Raw genomic sequence first — 18,255 nt, 5'->3', positions numbered from 1 at the left:
AATCTATTAAGTATTATAAGTAGTATTAAAAGGAGATGGTTATATGAAGAAGATTGCAATTTATGGAAAGGGTGGCATAGGTAAGTCCACTACAGTATCTAATGTATCTACAGCTATGGCAGAAATGGGGTTAACAGTAATGCAGATTGGATGTGATCCTAAGGCAGATTCTACTCGTAATCTAACTGGAGGCAAAAATATTCCAACAGTATTAGATACTTTAAGAGAAAAAGGGGATTTAGAACTAGATGATCTTGTATTTAAAAGCAGTACTGGAGTTTTGTGTGTAGAATCAGGAGGACCAGTACCAGGGGTAGGTTGTGCTGGACGTGGAATAATCACAGCTTTTGAAAAATTAGAAGAATTAGATGCATATGAAGTATATAAACCAGATGTTATTCTCTATGATGTATTAGGGGATGTGGTATGTGGTGGATTTGCTATGCCTATTAGGGGAGGATATGCTGATGAGGTATGTATAGTAACCTCAGGAGAAATGATGTCCCTTTACGCAGCTACAAATATAGCCCATGCTGTTAAAAGTTTTGGTAAACGTGGATATGCATCATTAAGAGGATTAATACTAAATTCTAAAAAAATTGAGAATGAAAAAGAATTAGTTAGAAAGGTTGCAGAGGAAATTGAGACTCCAGTAATTTATTCTATGGATAGAGATCCATATGTACAGAAGGCTGAGGAATTAGGAAAAAGTGTAGTTGAAGCTTTCCCAGAATGTGATATGGCAAACCACTATCGTAATTTAGCAAAGATTTTATTGGAGGGAGGGAAAGTGTAATGAAGGAATTAGAACATCTAAAACCCTTATCTTCAGTTAAGACAAATTCAGGAGTGAAGTTTTTAACTCAAGCAGCTTTTCCAGGAAATCATTGTCCCATGCATACTTCATTGGCTCTTAGTGCACAAGTTAAGGGGATGTCTACATTAGTTGTAGGTACATCAGAATGTGGATTTTATAGTCGGAATGTTGTTTCTCATGTTAAAAGCCAAGAAGAGGCACTACATTGGACCTATATTTTAGATTCAACTGAGGTGGTATTTGGATGTAGAGAAGGGTTAATTAAAGCTATTAAGGAGATGGATAAGTCAGGTGCAAAGGCCATTATGATAATTTTGACCTGTGTTCCAGAGTTAATTGGTGAGGATATGGAGGCTATTGTCCATGAAGTACAGCCTCAGGTTTCAGCAAGACTTGCCTTTGTTTTAATGGCACATTTTAAGTGTAATAGTTATCCTTCAGGATATTGGAAAACCCTATTAGCATTTGAAGGATTAATGAAAAGGGGAAAGGTAAGAGCTGACACAATTAATATTCTTGGACGTAGTCCGAAAGAAAAGTATAGTCCAATGCCTGAATTGTTAATAGCATTAGAAAAAAGAGGTTTCTATCTTAGGATGCTTGCTCCAAAATCTGACATTGAAGATTTTATTATTTCACCAGATGCATCTCTTAATATTGTACTTTCACCTTTTATGAATCCTTTAGCTGAAATGATGTGGGAAAAGTTCCAAGTCCCTTTTATAAGCCTTCATGAACTCTATGATGTAGGTGAAATTGGTGATATCTACGAAGCAGTAGAAAAAATATTAAAAATTAGATTTAATCATGAATTTGATGAACTAAGAGAAAAGGCTAATGCATTGCAGAATAAGGCAAAAGATTTGTTTCAAGGTAAAAGCTATATATTGACTCATATAGGGGCTATTATGCCTTTACCACTTGTATTATATCTAACTAAATTTAAAATGGAGCCTAAGCTTTTACATATGGATGAATTTTATCCAGATGATAAAAAATGGTCAAAAGCTATTAAAAATCAAGGATATAATCCTAGGATTTGTCATATGGTAAATTACAATGCAGATATAGAGATTCTAGAGCATATTAATGCTGAATTTTCTTTAGGAAAGCTTCTTAAAAATTCAACCTCCATTCCTTGTGTTTCACACTTAGAGGATTTATATGGACAAGTAGGATATGAAAGAACAATAACTTTATTAAGTAGGATGATAGAAGCATATGAAAAGGTAAATATTCAAGAAATAAGGAGGGATAACCATGGGAATTCATAGATTTAAACCACCAATGTCAGGCAGAATGGGGACCCTATGGACTCTTGCTTCAATAAAAGATGCTGTTTTAATTGAGTACGGATGTATGGGACATATGCAGTATGGACGAATGTTCTTAAACCAAGCTGGTATATCAAAAGGTTGCAAATTATACTCTACTCATATGGATGAAACAGATATTTCATTAGGTGACACTAGAAGAATTAATGGAACAATTGCTCAAGTTGTAGAGAGAGATAAGCCTAAAGTTATCTTTTTACTACCTTCTTCAGTACCAACTATTATTGGAACGGATTTAGTGGCTATATGTGAAGAATTACAACCAGAATACCCAAATATTCCTTTACTTCCTTTCGGATATGGAGGTTTTGACATATGTGGACATCGTGGAGTTCAGGAAGCACTCTTGCTTCTAGCAACAAAGTTACCAAAGAATATAGAAAAAACAGAAGAGCCAACCTTTAATATAATTGGTTCTTGTGCTGATCTATTTCGTTTTCATGCTGATGCAGAAGAGGTTATAAGAATAATGAAAGAGGCTTTTGGTATAAAGAAACTTTGTGTTATGACATCTGATACATCTGTAGAAGAAATTGAGAATATTGGTAGTGCTCATATTAATTTAGTAGTGCGAAGAGAAGGGGAGGCAGCTGCAAAACAATTAAAAAATAGATTTGGAACTCCCTATTTATTAGGTAGACCTTATGGAGTTGAGGGAACTGTTCAATGGATAAATAAAATAGCAGAGATCTCTGGACTAACTCCAGATAAGAACTTTATAAAGTCAGAAAAAGAAAAAGTAATGAGTCAAATTTCACCTTCAATTTCTATATTTAAGCATATAATAAGAGAGCACTCTGATGAAGTTAAAATTTCATTAGGAGGACATGCAGATGTGGTAGAAGGTATTCTTTCTTATGCAGAAAAAGAATTAGGCTTAATTAAAGGAGCATGTTGGTGTGATTGCAAAGATATGGGGAGTGGAGAGGTTCCTTGTTTTTCAGAAGATGAGTGGATGCAGGCAATATTATCAGAGAGAAAGGGACTTCTAATGGCAAGTGGAGAGGCTTTGAAATGGGCAAATAGAAATAATGAGCTTCAAATATCTAACCCTGATATTAAATGGAGGATAAACCCTTATGAGCCCCCCTTTATTGGATTTCGTGGAGCAATAAATTTAGTTAACTTATGGCTCAATGAAACTTTAGAACAAAGAAATAAGTAATAGATATATAACTATTTCTTTGTTCTAGAAAATAAGTTTACCTAAAGCAAACTAATAAAAACATCCCATAATTAAAAAAGTGGGATGTTTTTATTGTTAAATAGTACTTAACCTTTATTGTGATTGGATAAGAAAACATTACTTATTACTCTATTTATAATATTTTCCCGTACACTCTACAATATCAATTTCAATTACAGCAGTACCCTTAACCATGTTACTAGGAAGTTCTTTTCCAATAAATTCAGGTGTGTATTTTTCAACTAGCTTATTTAGAACCTCACCCTTGTAATTAATATCCTCAACAAGAGAAGCATTACCAAGAATCACAACACTATTGTACTCTGCATTAGTATTACAAGGATTATCATCATTTGCAATCAAAAGACCAATCAATTCATTAACTTCAAAACATACCTTAGAGTTTCTCTTAATATTATCGATTTTTTGTCCCTTTGGAAGACCATGTAAATAAATTTTGTTATTAAAGTAAATAAAGTGCATACCAACAGCGTAAGGGTATCCATTTTCATTAATGGTAGCAAAGCTTCCTGTTTTTGCATCATGGAGTAGAGCATCAATCTGCTCAGAGGTTAATTGAAATTTCTTCATTCTATATTGCATAATTTTATTATCCCCCTTGTAGTTTTAACTTAATAATCATTGAAGATAAACAAGTACTTGATATACTATCAAACATATCGTATCATATGAGTGTACCTGTAACAAGATACACTTATGTCGTGTAATATAGGGTACACTTTCGCATAAGGATGGTTATAATTTATGATTTACATACAAAAAGATTCAAAGTATCCAATATATCTTCAAATCTACCATAAGATCAAGGAAGATATTGAAGAAGAAAATATTATACATGGAGAACGACTTCCAGGTATTCGCACATTAGCTAAAACATTGGGGGTCGCAATAAATACTGTTAGTCGTGCTTATGCCCAGCTAGATGTGGAAGGATATATACAATCAAAACATGGCTCAGGATTTGTGGTTCAGGATACATCAAATAAGGTGATGAATGTGAATTATGTACCACATGACACAACCACTTTATCTGTGAAAACATCAGAATTGAGTCAAGCTGTAAGCTTATATGATTTTCAGTACGGAGAGATTTCTTATGAGCAATTCCCATTTAAGTTATGGAGAAAGTACACCTCTCAAATTCTTTTGTCACCAGAAAAAGAGATAGTTAATAAGTATCCAGATAGGAAGGGGGATCTATTATTAAGACAAGAAATCAAAAAACACCTACATAGATCAAGAGGAATGGTTTGTTGTGAAGAGCAAATTATTGTTGGTTGCGGACTACAATATTCCTTAGATATATTGTGCAAGATTCTTGGGGAAAAAAACAAGACAATTGCTATGGAAGAGCCAGGTTATAATGGGGCGAGGGATGTATTTATAAACAATAATTATAATCTACATTTGCTTCCAGCCAGTAAAGAGGGGCTTATTATATCATCCATCTACAATTCTTATGCATGCGCTGCCTATGTGACACCTTCACATCAATTTCCTTATGGAACTGTTATGCCAATTTCTCAGCGTAAGGAGTTACTTAATTGGGCAAATACTAATGATGCATATATAATTGAAGACGATTATGATAGTGAGCTCAGATATGATGTAAATCCAGTGCCAACGCTCCATTCACTGGATACCCATGATCGCACCATATACATAGGAACTTTTTCAAAGTCTCTTTCTCCTTCTCTTAGGGTTAATTATATGGTGTTACCAGTAAAGATTCTTACTATGTATTGTAGTATGTTTTCTTCTTATACTTCCCCAGTATCATGGCTAACACAACGTACCTTAGCTACATATATGAGGGATCAAAACTATGAGCGATATATTCATAAAACGTGCATCGCCTATAAAAGACGTCATGATGTGTTTATACAAGAAGCAACAAAAATGTTTGGTAACAAAGTAATTCTACATGGGCGTGGGGCAGGATTACATTTTATTTTGGAATTCCCAAATGGTGAAGATCAGGAGTGGCTTATTAAACAGGCAGAAAAAGTAGGGGTTAAAGTATATCCTATGCTTCCATTTTGGAAGAACCAAGATGATTGTCCTAAAAATATATTATTTTTAGGATATAGCTTGATGAGTGAACAAGAAATACGAGAAGGTATTGAATTACTAGAATCCGTATGGTTTGGAGCATTATCAAAATGAAAATTCAGTGATGAAATTTAGTACAGTATTTAATTTTCTAAATTTAAGGATTTCATTATCTTTACTATTACCTTAAAAAATAAAGAGCATTATATTATAATATGCTCTTTATTTTTGTGTTGTAAGTTAAATAGAATGGGGTTGAAGAATTAGTAATGTTATATTAGAGGATAATTTGAAACTATGAATGAGGAAGAGAAAAGATTACTAAAGTTAAAACAAATGTACAGCAACTATCGGACTTATATAAAATAAAGTTTAATAGAGGAAAGATGAAAATGAAATGTGTGAATTACGTGCATTAAAGAAGAATTAAGATAACATTAAAATATTATAAAGGCTATATATAATAGTAACATAGATAATTATATAGATAAAAAGACACCTAATATTGAAATACTAGTAGATTAAGTTTCCTTAAGTATACTAGCTAGTATTATATGGGTGTTTTTTTATTCAAAAAATAAGGAGGTAATAACAAATGGACATGATGGTATTAGAAACACAAGTTTGGCTTAATAAAACTTATGGTGATAATCCAAGATTTAAAAGAATATCAGAGGATGGAGTGACTGGATGGGGGACAATGAAAGGGCTTATAACAGCACTTCAAATTGAATTAGGAATAGAAGCTCCAAATGGGAACTTTGGTCCAGCGACAACTAGTTCATTTAAAAATCTAGCTTTAGGGTCAGACAAAACAAATCAAAACTATATATTACAAGGAGGTTTATATTGTAAGGGATATAATCCAATTGGGTTTGATGGAAGGTTTGGTAATGGTGTGCAAGGAGCTATAAAAAAGCTTCAAGTTGATGCTGGAATACCAAATACAGGAGAAGTAAATGCCTTGTTAATGAAGGCTATTCTATCAATGGATGCTTTTACATTACTGAATTATGGAGAATACCATGGAGATGAACAGATAAGAACAGTTCAAAAATATCTTAATTCAAACTATTCATCTAATCAATATTTTGCATCAGATATAGGACTAGTTCCTTGTGATGGAATTTATGCGAGTGCTACAAACAAAGCTTTATTATATGCGTTCCAAATTGAAGAAGGGATACAGGTTCCTAATGGAGTATTTGGACCTTCAACAACTAAACTTGCTCCATTATTATCTGTTGGAAGTAACAAGACTAAGTTTATTTATATACTACAATATTTGCTTTATTGCAATGGATTTGATCCAAAAGGATTTAATGGTCAGTTTGGAGCAGGACTTAAGGAGTCAGTAAGAGAGTTTCAAGGTTTCGCCGCATTATCAGCAGATGGAATAGTAGGAATGCAAACCTGGGCATCTTTATTAGTTAGTACGGGAGATAAAAATAGAAAAGGTACTCTGTGTGATTGTGCAACTACAATAACAGATGCCAAAGCTAAGACAATAAAAAACAATGGATATGTTTCTGTTGGGAGATATTTAACCGGTAAGTTTAAAATGACTCAAAGTGAAATAAATACTATTTTATCAAATGAATTAAAGATTTATCCTATTTTTGAAACAGGGGGATATAAATTATCATACTTTAATTCATATCAAGGAAATATAGATGCGAAAGAAGCTATTAAGTCAGCACATAGTTTTGGATTTGACGAAGGAACTATAATATACTTTACTGTTGATTTTGATGCATTAGATGGAGATGTAACAAGCTCAATATTACCATACTTTAGTGAAATATATGGTGTATTTAAAAGAACAGAAACTAAATATAAAATAGGAATTTATGGTCCAAGAAATGTATGTAGCAGGGTAGCTGACAATGGATACTCATGTAGTAGCTTTGTATGTGATATGTCATCAGGATTTAGTGGTAATTTAGGATATCCATTACCAAAGGATTGGGCAATAGATCAAATTTCAACAATAACAATAGGTAGTGGAGATGGACAAATAGAAATAGATAACAATATTAGCTCTGGAAGAGACCTAGGAGTTTCTAAAGTAAATCTAGGAAACTCTGCAAATGGAGTAGAAGATACAGCTACACCTCCAGGGAAACCATCAGAACCTAGCAATAATTCAGAAGTAGGTGAATGGATAGTAGTTTCTGGTCAGGAAGGAGATGAGAACAGGTATAAATATAACTTTATAGAACCTGCCATTAAGAAGTTAATAGAACACTCAATGGACAAGTTTAAGATATCCATAGAAAACAATAAGTTAAACAACACTATAACATGGATAATTGAAAAAAATTCTTATACATCTAAAGATATAAGTAATTTTACTAATACTGTAGATATACTTCATTCATTAATTAATATTAATGACAATTCAAATAACATAAAAGTAAATTTAGTGTTTGTATCAAATAAAAATGAATTTATAAACTATTTAAATACAGGAAGTACTAATGGAGGTGCAATAAGAAAAATACCAATAACAGAGTTTACTCTATTTGGACATGGAGAAAAAGGTAGATTGTTATTTGGTAAGGATTATAATATAGAAAAAGATGATATACAAAAGTTGAATTCTAACGCTTTTTCAAATACTAAGTCTATATTTTATTCATGTAATACTGCTACTGGAGACGATGATAGTTTTATATATGCTTGGCATAAGCGTATAGGAGGTAAAACTCAAGCTTGTGTTAATAAGACAGATTATGAGTTTATAACAGTTTGTGATAAATTTATGAATCCTGTATTATATGGAATAGAGTGGGCTGCTCAGAAAACAGGAAGAGCAGAGAAAGGATATATGGATGCTGGGTCAAAAAGGTATCCGATTCCATCTAAAAAAGACAAAGCATACTGGGTATATTATTAAAAAATACCCAGTATAAAATATATTTTTAAAATATATTTGTACTACTCTGAAGCCAAGCAAAAATTAGATAAAAAATAAAGATATAAATGATCATTAGTATATTAAGAGTTGTAGGAAGTTTAAATGTAAACTTCCTCATCAATATTAAGAAAATACAATATAATACAAGTGAAGGTATACTAATCTTATGCCAAAAACGAGTATCCCACATATGTATGGTATGATTTAAGGGACGCCATTTTTCAATTTCAAATACGGGAACATTATCTTTTTCATAGCCAATAAATTTTCCATATAACCTAAAGTCTTTGCAGACATAAAAGTTAATTTTACTAAATTGATCATTCTCTTTTCCAAAAGTTGATTGATAAACTTCATTTGTTTTTAAATTTGGATTACCTACAGCTTTTTTATATTCTTCAATTTTTTCAGATCCTGAAAGTACATGATAACCACCAGTAGATTGATTTGTAGATATATCTATATAGTCACCTTCATAATTGATTAATGTGGCAGGGAGTTTATATGGAATAAAAGGAATTAAAATAATTATAATTCCTAAAATTATAAGAAATATCTTTATATGCACTCTTTTTATTTTCTTCATAAATAACACCTCCATAGCTATTAATTTACCATATTTATCAAGAATAGAGTAGTTATTATATGGATATTTGAAAAGTATGTTTTACAGAAAGAGTTAAGAATGGATATATATATAGTGAATTTAAGAGATATACAATTCTATTTAAAAAAGATAATACTTACTGGATATAATAGTAGTATTCAGTAAGTTTATTTACTAAAGTATAATTATGTTAATCTAATCATAAAGTAGGTAAAAAATAAAGATATAAATAATCATTATTATATTAAGAATAAAGCTTTAGTTAATAGTTGATATGTAGTTTACTTAAGGAGTGTAAAGCTTGAAATCCATTAATTCAAAAACAATATAAAAGGGTAGCATATATTTTAAAGTAAGGATTTATATGTTACCCTTTTTTTATTTAGATATTTTTCTAAATAGGTATTGCAAATATTTAATATAGGCATATAATGTATTTAGAAGGATATCTAAATAGGAGGTGGTAACTAAATGGGTCTTACAGAGACTTTAAAAGCAATTTCTGATCCAGTAAGGCGTAATATTTTAGAACTTTTAAGAAACGGAAAAATGTCTGCGGGAGATATTGCGGAAAAGTTCGATTTAACTAATGCTACTGTTTCATATCATTTATCACAATTAAAGAAGGCCGGATTAGTCACGGAGAATAAGCATAAAAATTTCATTTATTATGAACTAAATTTATCTGTTTTTGAGGATATTCTAGTATGGATTCAACAATTAGGAGGGAAAGGTAATGAAAAAAGTTAATTGGAAAATATTAATAACTACAACTATTATTTGTATACTTCCTATTATATTAGGAATGGTTTTCTATAAATCTGTTCCAGAAAAAGTTGCAATACACTTTGACGTTAGAAATAATCCTGATAGCTATTTAAATAAAAACATTGTTCTTTTTGGATTTCCAGTTATTTTAGGAATAGTTCAAGCCTTAAGTTGTATATATAATGATACTAAAAAATCATTAAAAGACTATACTCCTAGAGTAGAATATATATACAAATCTATTATACCTATTATTAGCATAGTTCTTTATAGTATAACTCTTACTATAGCATTAGGTACAAATTTAGATGTTAGAAAATTTATATGTTTTTTACTAGGTTTTATTTTTATATTAGTTGGTAACTATATTCCTAAAACTATATCATCTTATACACATGGGGCTCGTCCAAAGAGTTTATTTAAAGATGAGAAGGTATGGAGAAGAATAAATAGGACTATGGGTTATACCTTTGTTATTTTAGGAGTTCTATTTGTGATTTCAGTATTTTTTCCAAGTCAATATTCTGTTTATGTAGTTATTTTAACTATAATTACTATAATTGTAGAAATGTTTTATTTTATATCCAAAACTTCTAAAGAATATTAGTTTAAATAAGTGTGGAAATTCATAAGAGATATGCCATTAATAATTTAGTATATTTTCATCTTATAATGAGTTTTAACACTTACGGTTTAATTTATGTCCTTTCATATAGTGAAAGAGGGCTTTGATAACTTTGTAGCCAATGTATCAAAAGTGGCTCCGGTAAGACATAGAGTGGATATAAAAGAAATATCAAATGAGGTGTGGCATCAAGTTTTTGGTGCTACAAATGAATATTTAGTAAAAGAGGGCTTTGTTACATTACCCCATAATAAAGAAGGGGAAGGCCGTTATTTAAGAAGTCTTATAATATCTCAGAACTACTTCTAAAAGAGTTTAATGTAGGAGTTGTAGAATAAAAATAGAGTATTTCACATCAATTTGCCACCAGATAATATGGTGGCAAATTAGTGTATCTTGAATATAATCTGTTAAGCATTTACTTATAAATAATTTTTACCTATGACTCTATAATAAATATTAGTTTTTCAATACTAGAATCCATTATAATCGTTTTACTACAATAGTACCCATACCAATCAACATATATAATATCATCATGTATACTATTAAAATACCAGTTTCAATTGTATGAATGCCCATTAGATATAGTAGAAGGAGTAGAGCACTACTACCTATTAGCACAAAATAAAGGACGATTAATAAATAATTTTTCATAAGCAATAAACTTCGCTCATCTACTTCAGGTACATTTCCATTTCTTTTTTTATGCCATTTCGAATTTAGAAAATTAATAACAATTCCACATAATGCTCCAAATACAATTGGAATAAATAATCCTAAGTTATAGTCTCCTTTTTCTTTTCCAATTAAATATACTACTAATGACCCGCTTAGTACAATCAGTATAATAAAAAATATATAAGTTATTATTTTATAATGTTTGTTCATAGCTATTCCTCCTTTTTTACATCATCTTCTAAATAAAATATTTCTTCAATAGGCACACCAAAGTATCTAATTAGCTTTAATGCAAGTTCTAAACTAGGATTATATTTATTATTCTCAATGGCATTTATAGTTTGCCTTGTAATTCTCAAGTCTTCAGCCATCTTTACTTGGGTAATTCCTCGCTTTTGCCTAATTTCTTTAAGATTATTAATAACTCTCAAACTTAAGTCACCTCTCAAACAATGTAAAGATATCTTTACACTAAGTATAAAATAAAACCACAAATATGTAAAGATATCTTTACATATTTGTGATTAGTAATTAAAAAAATATTTTATTTAAGAACTACGTGTAGTACCTCTAAGTTATAGAAGGGGATGAAATGAATTGATTAAGGAGAAAAGTAAAAATGAATGGTATACTCATAATATTATATAATTGACATAGTAACTTTAAGAGGGATATAATGGAAATAAAATTTAAACTGTTGATTAAGAAGAGTAATCATAGGGAAATGAAATTGTAGAGAGCTATTGATGGTGAAAATATAGTATTTCAACCTATGGTGAATGGACTTATGAGGGCAACTCGAAAGCTTTGCAAGTAGGTGTTGACGGAAATCCTAACCGTTATAATGGAAGCGTATGTTAGTACGTGTAATTTGTTTTTAGGTGGCAAAACAGAACTATAGACTTCTGTCCTTTTAGGATAGGAGTTTTTTTATTTTTAAGAAACTATCTTTATGGAAGAATAGTGGTAAAGTGAATTTCAAAATAAAATTATAAAGGGGAGTTTAAAATGGAGAGAATTTTAACAGGGGATAGAACAACTGGTAAGTTACACTTAGGTCATTATGTAGGTAGTCTTCAAAATAGAGTTAAGCTACAAAATGAGTATGATACTTTTATTATATTAGCTGATGTACAAGCTTTAACAACCCATTTTGAAAGACCAGAACTTATAAACAAAAGTATTTATGATGTGGCAATTGATAATTTATCTATAGGATTAGATCCTAACAAAATAACTATGTTTTTACAATCTAAAATAAGTGCTATTGCAGAACTTACAGTATTTTATTCAATGATTGTTTCAGTAAATTCATTGAGACATAATCCAACTATAAAGACAGAAGCTAAACAATATGGATATGATGATTTAAGCTATGGCTTTTTAGGATATCCTGTAAGTCAAGCAGCAGATATAACTTTCTGTAATGCAGACCTAGTTCCAGTTGGAGATGACCAGATTCCTCACATAGAACAGTCAAGAAAAATTGCAAGAAGGTTTAATGAGTCGTATGGAAAGGGTAAGGAGTTTATTAAAGAGCCTAAAGCATTACTTAGCAATAATCCAAGACTAATTGGATTAGATGGAAATTCAAAAATGGGCAAGAGCCTTGGAAATGCAGTCTTTCTATCAGATAATGCTGAAGAAGTTAATGAAAAAATAAAATTGGCAACTACGGATGTAAATAGAATAAAGATAACAGATAAAGGTAATCCAGAGATATGTACAGTAAACAAATATCATGAAGTCTTTAATGAAAGTGAACATAAAAACATTAATGAAATGTGTAGAAAGGCTACTATTGGGTGTGTAGCTTGTAAAAAGCTTTTAGCAAATGAAATAAATTCTATCCTTAATCCATTTAGAGAAAAACGAGGTTATTATGAGGAACATAAAGAAGAGGTACGGGACATTATACTTACAGGTAGTGAAAAGGCAAATATAGTTGGAAATAAAACTATTGAAGAAATTAAGAAGGCTATGAATATTTATATATAATAAAGTTAAATAACTGTAAAGAGATGTAACACAATAAACGATTTCCATTCCAGTAGAGATTTTCATTATATTCATCATGAAATCTACAAAAGGATTCATAATATTTTTTACTCAATGGAACAGAGGCATTGTTACTATTAGAGATGTGAAAATCATCTTTTTTAGTTGCATTTATAAATCACTACTAATAAGTTTTGTACCAATACCTTATATAAAATAAAGAGATTCTATGTTCTATTCTGGGTATATTGCATCATTTTTATATCACATAGAATGAGCAGTTGCATATTTTATGATGATATCATTGTATTTGATAGTGGTAGAATTATTCAAAGAGGTAATCATGATACTCTTATTAAAGATGAAAACAATGTTTATGGAAGCTTGTACAAAGCACAGGCAAAATACTACAGAAAAAGTCTTCCTTCAGATGGTGTTCTTTCCACCAACTAAAGGTTAGATGAGTTAATCTAAGGGCATAGAAACTGTTATACCCCATCTTTTAAGAGGATGGGGGTGTTAAAGCTTATAGACATAAGATATTTTTTAAACTGAGTTTTTAGGAAAAAATATTTCTACAAAATATTCATGATCCATATTTTTGTGAAGTAGTGCAAATTTGTATTTTACTAATATATTAGAATTCTTTAAACCAAAATGACTACACAATTTATATAGGTAGTCCATTAAATCACTTTTAATACCCCAGAACATAATCTTTTCATAATGACCTGCTACATGATATGGTGAAATAAGCTTATTTTCAGATGCAGACTTAATTTTCTCTTGAAATATATCTGTATTTATAACACTAGGTGGGAATGAAAATCCAACTAATTCTTCATCTTCTATTATTGTTCCATCTGATTTACTATGATAGAAACCCCATTGTTCAAAGGATTCTACCCCTACTGTTTTCTGTGATTTAGTAGAGTCATTTAGCAATTTTTCAAAATCTACTCTATAGATGGTAAGATCAAGTTCTTTCCATGATGAAGCTGTAGAAAATGTATAATCATTTTTAAAGTTAGAAATTGTTGTTAGTAATTTCTCCATATTTTCAGTATATTGATCAAGTTGATCTAATAAACGTTTTTTCTCATTTATAAGTTCTTTTTGTTTATTTATCATTGATAAATACCCATGAATATTTTCTGAATCTATTATTTCTTTCATTTGATTTAGGGGTATTTCCATGTATTTTCCTACTAATATCATTTCTAAAATATCTAGGTGTTCCAATGCGTAGTAACGATAATCATTTTGATCATGAATAATTGGTTTTAATAAGCCTTTTTTATCATAATGACGTAAAGTATCAATTGATATTCCATATAACTTACTTACTTGTCCGATTCGTAATAATCCGTGCATTTTTTACCCCTCCACAAGAAATTTTATAACAACTATTGACTCTTGAGTAACTCAAGGGTTTATTTTAAGTATAGTACCTAAAAAAATATAGTTTGTAAAGGGGGAAATATCATAATGGATGATATTTATATTAAGAAGTATGAAGATAGTGATTTTAGAGACGTAATTGCTTTATTAGTACAATCTTTTAAAAGTAAGTTTTGCCAGCATCAGAAGTTAAATGATATTGATATAGAAAATATTTTATACTCATTCTGGAATATGAAAGCTGATGATCCTGAGTATATTCATTTTGTAGCTAAAGAAAATAAAAAGATAGTTGGGGTAATCTTAATACGTTGTAGGGAAATAAATAATAAAAATGCAGAGATTCCTATTATATCTCTGTGTAGACAATATGGATTTTATAATATTCTAATGATGTGTATTAAAATGATACTTCTAGAAGATCACAAACTAAAGGAAGGGGAATGCTATATAGAGCATATTGCAGTTCATAGTAAATGTCGGGGAAAAGGAGTTGGCATGCTACTTCTTCAGCAAGGAGAAAAGGCACTAATAGATAGAGGATATACATCCTATACATTAGCAGTGGCTGGGGAAAATCCTGCAAAACATCTTTATGACAGATTTGGGTTTCAGGATATAACAAAGGGAGAAAGTAGATTAAAGGGATACTTTATTGGAGAATCTAGATGGACTATAATGCAGAAGGTTTATAATAATTAGGAATTCATAGAAAAAAATCAAGGTATACAGTAACAATATAATTGAAAACTCATTGAGAAATTAATTTTTGAATGAGTTTTCAATTAAGTTTCTTGTGTGGAAATATAAAGTGTTTAAAATTAAGATATTATCATTAAATTATAATAAAAATACATAGGTTCGTAATTTAAAGACAAATTGAAATTCTATTGTAACTTGGAATCTGACTTACAAGTAATTATATAAATGCTGGGATTAGCTTATGCTATAGAAAAATAAAGAGTGAAAACAATATATTTACATATAAGAAATAATATGTTATATTATGGGCGTAAACTTTTAAAAATACATTTCTTGAATTTATCAAAGTACTTTCTTTATTTAGAGTAATATATAATGATTTAACTTAACATATATGAAGAGGTTTCTTATGAAAAAGTTAGCGAATACTAAATTAAAAGAATTAAATAATTTAGCAATACCATTAATAGCTCAATCAATTTCAGGATTGCTTATAGGTTTAGCAGATGAATGTATGGTTGGGAGAATATCCATATCTGCATATAGTTCTGTAGGGATAATTGGATCATTGTTATCTTTTTTAGCAGGACTATTAGGATTTACATCAGTTTCTTTCAATATTTTAGGTTCAAAAGCAAAAGGTAAAAAGGATAATAATAATTTAAAAGATGAGTTTGTTTCATCCTTACTTCTTAACTTATTAATAGGTATATTTTTCTTCATCATAATATTTGTTTTAAAAAAACAGTTATTGATTTTAATATATGGATTTCAAGGAGAAACACTTTATGAGGGAATAAAATACCTAAATAGTATGAGCTTTTATATATTAATTCAATTATGCATATTTACATTTTCAGCTTTATTGAAAATTGAAAAGAAAACTAAATGGATTTTTATATGTTCAACAGGGACTGCAGTATTAGATGTAATATTGAATTATATATTTATATTTGGAAATTTAGGTATGCCTAAATTAGGAGTACAAGGAGCAGGATTATCAACAGTCTTTTCTATAAGTATAAATCTACTTATATATATGTATATATGTAGAAATTATTTTAGTTTTACCTATGAAAAAATTAAGCTATATAAGAAAAAAATTATGATCCATATAAAAGAAAGTCTACCTTTAATGGGACAAGAAGCATTAGAGGGAAGTATTTTTATTATAGCTATAAATGCTATTGTTTCAAGAATTGGGGTAAATGAGTTGTCTTCTTATTTAATAATAGTACAACTTGTTAATATTGCACTAATGCCTATGTATATGTACGGTTCTTCAGCTCTTACTTTAATTAGTGAAAATTATGGAGCTAAGGATGAAGAAGCTTTATGTGTTATACCAAAATTAGGAGTAATAATGTCTTTAATAATATATTCCTTTATATCTATATTTTTTATAATCTTTAGAACAGAGGTACCTAAATTAATTACTGAAAACAAAGAAATTATTTTCTTATCTAGTAATCTATTAATATTTTTTATTATGGCAAACTTAGTTCATCCAGTTTGCACTATATATAGATATTCATTACAAGCTATAGGTGAAAGTAAGTTTGTTTTGCTTAACAATGCTAAAATAAATGTAGTTTCTTTAATAATAATGCTTATTTTTATTTATGGTATTAATTTAGGTGTATATGGAGTTTTTATTGCATTATTTATAAATTATACTGGTTTATTTTATATATACAGTAAGAAGTGGAATAAAGTTCTCAGTAAGAAAGTTCAGGTTAGCTTATAAGTTTCATAGAAAACATGTTCATTCTATATAACAAAATTACTTTTATGTATTATATAGAAAATTGAGAATAAAATTACAGTATCATATGGATAATTTTCTTAACTTATTTAACAATGAAAAAAATTAACTTACAGATAAAAATCAATAGTAATCTATAAATGGGTTAAGGATTTCATATAGAAAAATCAAATAAACCTTAAATAAATATAAGATAAATATTAAAATTAAGAGAAGTATAAATTACTTCTTTTTTATTGTATAAATTTTAGGGGGGGAAAATTTGTGAGAAATAAAGATTATATGACTCCAGCTGAAAGAGGAGCTGCTATAGCAAAAGGAATGGAAGTAGATAGATTGCCTTGTAACCCTAATATTGCTAATGGGGTTGCTAGAATATATGGGTGTAAGATTTCAGAGTTTAATCATAACCCTAAAGCTATTGCTGAAGCCCAAATGGCAGCTTATAATAAGTTTGGCTGTGATAGTCTTCGTATATTTACTGATCTTTTTACATGGGCAGAAGCCATGGGGGCAGCTGTTACCTTTCCTGATGATAATACGGCTGATTTAGAAAAACCAGCAATTTTTACTATAAAAGATATTGATAAGCTGCGACCTGCAGATCCCTATAAGGATGGAAGATTACCAGTGCATATTGAAGCAATGAAATATCTTAAGGATTTTGCAAAGGATGAGATAAAATGCTCTGCTGGTATTGTTGGACCTTTTACTAATGCATTTTTCTTATTTGGGGTTAATGAAACTATGAAGCTTATTCATAAAAATCCTGAAGCCTTACATAAGCTTTGTCATATTTCTCTTGAAACCTGTAAAGCTTATGCTAAGGCAGCAATAGATATTGGATTAAATCCAACCATATCTGAGCCTATGTCTTCTTGTACAGTTATAAGTCCTAAGAATTTTAGGGAGTTCTCTTTGCCATATTTAAAGGAGTTTATTGATTATATTAAGGGATATGGAAGTAATGTTGTAGTTCATATTTGTGGTCAAACTGATAAGATTTGGAATGATATTGCAGATTTAGATATTGGGGGAATCAGTATAGATAATATTGCAAGCTTAAAAGATTGTAAAAATACAATTGGAAGTAAGACAAAGATTTTAGGAAATGTTGACCCGGCAGGAGTTATGTATTCTGGAAAGCCTAAAGATGTTCGTATTAAGACCTTAGAGGGAATTCTAGATGCTTATGATTCTTCAAAGGGCTATGTTGTAATGTCAGGATGTAGCTTACCAGTAGAAACTCCACTTGAAAATATTGAAACCATGATGAATACTGTTAGAGAGGTAGGTTATCCTGTTAAATCAGAAAAGGTTAGAGAACTTTTAGAGCATTATAAGAAAGATAGTATTCTTTAGAGGGAAAATAGGGATA

17 protein-coding genes are annotated in these 18,255 nt (G+C 29.8%); 12 read left to right on the top strand and 5 right to left on the bottom strand.

Annotated features, from left to right (window positions below):
• Positions 1-43 precede the first annotated feature (43 nt).
• From BR69_RS0103505 to BR69_RS0103495, 3 genes are read left to right on the top strand one after another with little or no spacing between them, the layout of a single operon-like run.
• Positions 44-796: a nucleotide-binding protein gene (locus tag BR69_RS0103505; RefSeq protein WP_027631952.1), complete on the top strand. Its 753-nt coding sequence runs from the start codon at positions 44-46 to the stop codon at positions 794-796.
• Positions 796-2,091: a nitrogenase component 1 gene (locus BR69_RS0103500; RefSeq protein WP_027631951.1), complete on the top strand. Its 1,296-nt coding sequence runs from the start codon at positions 796-798 to the stop codon at positions 2,089-2,091. Before BR69_RS0103505 ends, BR69_RS0103500 begins: the two co-directional genes overlap by 1 nt.
• On the top strand, positions 2,078-3,316 hold the full coding sequence (locus BR69_RS0103495) for a nitrogenase component 1 (protein ID WP_027631950.1): 1,239 nt from the start codon (positions 2,078-2,080) through the stop codon (positions 3,314-3,316). Before BR69_RS0103500 ends, BR69_RS0103495 begins: the two co-directional genes overlap by 14 nt.
• A gap of 150 nt (positions 3,317-3,466) precedes the next feature.
• Here the strand turns inward: BR69_RS0103495 and BR69_RS0103490 are convergent, their stop codons facing one another.
• Positions 3,467-3,940: a pyridoxamine 5'-phosphate oxidase family protein gene (locus BR69_RS0103490; protein ID WP_027631949.1), complete on the bottom strand. Its 474-nt coding sequence runs from the start codon at positions 3,938-3,940 to the stop codon at positions 3,467-3,469.
• A 162-nt stretch (positions 3,941-4,102) separates the two neighbouring features.
• Between BR69_RS0103490 and pdxR the strand changes: the two genes are divergently transcribed.
• Together pdxR and BR69_RS21025 are read left to right on the top strand one after the other, a co-directional pair.
• A complete protein-coding gene (gene pdxR, locus BR69_RS0103485) occupies positions 4,103-5,524 on the top strand; it encodes a MocR-like pyridoxine biosynthesis transcription factor PdxR (protein WP_027631948.1) in 1,422 nt (473 codons plus the stop codon).
• Between the two features lie 481 nt (positions 5,525-6,005).
• Positions 6,006-8,309 (top strand): glycoside hydrolase domain-containing protein, encoded by a 2,304-nt coding sequence (locus tag BR69_RS21025; protein ID WP_051623468.1) that lies wholly within the window; start codon positions 6,006-6,008, stop codon positions 8,307-8,309.
• A gap of 25 nt (positions 8,310-8,334) precedes the next feature.
• Here the strand turns inward: BR69_RS21025 and BR69_RS0103475 are convergent, their stop codons facing one another.
• Positions 8,335-8,916, bottom strand: a complete 582-nt coding sequence (locus tag BR69_RS0103475; protein WP_027631947.1) for a hypothetical protein — start codon at positions 8,914-8,916, stop codon at positions 8,335-8,337.
• Positions 8,917-9,408: 492 nt separating this feature from the next.
• On the opposite strand from BR69_RS0103475, the gene BR69_RS0103470 reads away from it, so the two are divergent.
• The 3 genes from BR69_RS0103470 to BR69_RS0103460 all read left to right on the top strand — a co-directional run bounded on the left by BR69_RS0103470 (position 9,409) and on the right by BR69_RS0103460 (position 10,639).
• Positions 9,409-9,687 carry an autorepressor SdpR family transcription factor gene (locus BR69_RS0103470; protein ID WP_027631946.1) on the top strand — a complete coding sequence of 93 codons (279 nt, stop codon included), beginning with the start codon at positions 9,409-9,411 and terminating at the stop codon, positions 9,685-9,687.
• A complete protein-coding gene (locus tag BR69_RS0103465) occupies positions 9,674-10,312 on the top strand; it encodes a DUF1648 domain-containing protein (RefSeq protein ID WP_027631945.1) in 639 nt (212 codons plus the stop codon). Before BR69_RS0103470 ends, BR69_RS0103465 begins: the two co-directional genes overlap by 14 nt.
• A gap of 93 nt (positions 10,313-10,405) precedes the next feature.
• Positions 10,406-10,639, top strand: coding sequence for a hypothetical protein (locus BR69_RS0103460; protein ID WP_027631944.1), 234 nt, complete (start codon positions 10,406-10,408; stop codon positions 10,637-10,639).
• A 174-nt stretch (positions 10,640-10,813) separates the two neighbouring features.
• Here the strand turns inward: BR69_RS0103460 and BR69_RS0103455 are convergent, their stop codons facing one another.
• Both BR69_RS0103455 and BR69_RS0103450 read right to left on the bottom strand, forming a co-directional pair.
• On the bottom strand, positions 10,814-11,221 hold the full coding sequence (locus BR69_RS0103455) for a hypothetical protein (RefSeq protein ID WP_034849295.1): 408 nt from the start codon (positions 11,219-11,221) through the stop codon (positions 10,814-10,816).
• Positions 11,222-11,223: 2 nt separating this feature from the next.
• Entirely contained in the window at positions 11,224-11,442 is a 219-nt protein-coding gene (locus tag BR69_RS0103450; RefSeq protein WP_027631942.1) for a helix-turn-helix transcriptional regulator, read from the bottom strand.
• 577 nt (positions 11,443-12,019) lie between these two features.
• On the opposite strand from BR69_RS0103450, the gene trpS reads away from it, so the two are divergent.
• On the top strand, positions 12,020-13,009 hold the full coding sequence (trpS, locus tag BR69_RS0103445) for a tryptophan--tRNA ligase (RefSeq protein WP_027631941.1): 990 nt from the start codon (positions 12,020-12,022) through the stop codon (positions 13,007-13,009).
• Positions 13,010-13,555: 546 nt separating this feature from the next.
• On the opposite strand, the gene BR69_RS0103435 is transcribed toward trpS, so the two are convergent.
• Complete coding sequence (locus tag BR69_RS0103435; protein ID WP_027631940.1) at positions 13,556-14,383, bottom strand: MerR family DNA-binding transcriptional regulator; 828 nt, start codon at positions 14,381-14,383, stop codon at positions 13,556-13,558.
• Positions 14,384-14,497: 114 nt separating this feature from the next.
• Between BR69_RS0103435 and BR69_RS0103430 the strand changes: the two genes are divergently transcribed.
• The 3 genes from BR69_RS0103430 to BR69_RS0103420 all read left to right on the top strand — a co-directional run bounded on the left by BR69_RS0103430 (position 14,498) and on the right by BR69_RS0103420 (position 18,239).
• Complete coding sequence (locus BR69_RS0103430; RefSeq protein WP_027631939.1) at positions 14,498-15,112, top strand: GNAT family N-acetyltransferase; 615 nt, start codon at positions 14,498-14,500, stop codon at positions 15,110-15,112.
• A 409-nt stretch (positions 15,113-15,521) separates the two neighbouring features.
• A complete protein-coding gene (locus BR69_RS0103425; protein ID WP_027631938.1) occupies positions 15,522-16,859 on the top strand; it encodes an MATE family efflux transporter in 1,338 nt (445 codons plus the stop codon).
• A 282-nt stretch (positions 16,860-17,141) separates the two neighbouring features.
• Entirely contained in the window at positions 17,142-18,239 is a 1,098-nt protein-coding gene (locus BR69_RS0103420; RefSeq protein WP_027631937.1) for a uroporphyrinogen decarboxylase family protein, read from the top strand.
• Positions 18,240-18,255: the final 16 nt, after the last annotated feature.

Source organism: Clostridium hydrogeniformans DSM 21757 (assembly GCF_000686705.1).
Classification (GTDB): Bacteria; Bacillota; Clostridia; order Clostridiales; family Clostridiaceae; genus Clostridium_Z; species Clostridium_Z hydrogeniformans.
The sequence above is the reverse complement of the archived record's forward strand: the minus strand, read 5'-3'. Positions and strand labels throughout refer to the sequence as shown.

Excerpts from the sequence above, each read along its gene's own strand:
- BR69_RS21025 (WP_051623468.1), top strand. The coding sequence starts at position 6,006 with ATGGACATGATGGTATTAGAAACACAAGTTTGGCTTAATAAAACTTAT.
- BR69_RS0103455 (WP_034849295.1), bottom strand. The coding sequence starts at position 11,221 with ATGAACAAACATTATAAAATAATAACTTATATATTTTTTATTATACTG.
- BR69_RS0103475 (WP_027631947.1), bottom strand. The coding sequence starts at position 8,916 with ATGAAGAAAATAAAAAGAGTGCATATAAAGATATTTCTTATAATTTTA.
- BR69_RS0103425 (WP_027631938.1), top strand. The coding sequence starts at position 15,522 with ATGAAAAAGTTAGCGAATACTAAATTAAAAGAATTAAATAATTTAGCA.
- BR69_RS0103470 (WP_027631946.1), top strand. The coding sequence starts at position 9,409 with ATGGGTCTTACAGAGACTTTAAAAGCAATTTCTGATCCAGTAAGGCGT.
- BR69_RS0103490 (WP_027631949.1), bottom strand. The coding sequence starts at position 3,940 with ATGCAATATAGAATGAAGAAATTTCAATTAACCTCTGAGCAGATTGAT.
- BR69_RS0103435 (WP_027631940.1), bottom strand. The coding sequence starts at position 14,383 with ATGCACGGATTATTACGAATCGGACAAGTAAGTAAGTTATATGGAATA.
- pdxR (WP_027631948.1), top strand. The coding sequence starts at position 4,103 with ATGATTTACATACAAAAAGATTCAAAGTATCCAATATATCTTCAAATC.
- BR69_RS0103495 (WP_027631950.1), top strand. The coding sequence starts at position 2,078 with ATGGGAATTCATAGATTTAAACCACCAATGTCAGGCAGAATGGGGACC.
- BR69_RS0103505 (WP_027631952.1), top strand. The coding sequence starts at position 44 with ATGAAGAAGATTGCAATTTATGGAAAGGGTGGCATAGGTAAGTCCACT.
- BR69_RS0103500 (WP_027631951.1), top strand. The coding sequence starts at position 796 with ATGAAGGAATTAGAACATCTAAAACCCTTATCTTCAGTTAAGACAAAT.
- BR69_RS0103465 (WP_027631945.1), top strand. The coding sequence starts at position 9,674 with ATGAAAAAAGTTAATTGGAAAATATTAATAACTACAACTATTATTTGT.
- BR69_RS0103460 (WP_027631944.1), top strand. The coding sequence starts at position 10,406 with ATGTCCTTTCATATAGTGAAAGAGGGCTTTGATAACTTTGTAGCCAAT.
- trpS (WP_027631941.1), top strand. The coding sequence starts at position 12,020 with ATGGAGAGAATTTTAACAGGGGATAGAACAACTGGTAAGTTACACTTA.
- BR69_RS0103430 (WP_027631939.1), top strand. The coding sequence starts at position 14,498 with ATGGATGATATTTATATTAAGAAGTATGAAGATAGTGATTTTAGAGAC.